The organism is Acuticoccus kandeliae, assembly GCF_003073115.1.
Window position 1 is genome coordinate 1 of sequence record NZ_QBBV01000165.1, and the last position, 301, is coordinate 301.

Annotated in this window: 1 protein-coding gene; it reads left to right on the plus strand. The window is 71.4% G+C overall.

Annotated features, from left to right (window positions below; genetic code table 11):
- On the plus strand, window positions 1–193 hold a 193-nt coding region (locus tag DBV35_RS29790), incomplete at its 5' end, for a hypothetical protein (RefSeq protein ID WP_157962122.1).
- Between the last annotated feature and the right edge of the window lie 108 nt (window positions 194–301).

Genomic DNA, 301 nt, shown 5'->3' on the forward strand with positions numbered 1-301 from the left:
CACGGACTTCACCGCGCGCATCCCGCTCACCGACAACGAAGTCGTCCGGGCTATCGCGAGCGAGCGCGACCGCAGCATCTCCGTCGTGGCGGGGGCACTCCTCCACCTCGGGCTGCGGTACCGCAACGAGATCCCCGGGCAGATCCCCGCCCAGTACACGACTCCGGAGCGGCCTCTGACCAAGGCTTCGTAAACGAGAACGAGACGGCCGGCGGATCGTGGCGGCGGGACTCAGTCGTCGTCGGGTCCGGCGCCCCCGGAGAGCCGGACCAGCCTGGGCAGCCGCCCGGCGACGGTGTCC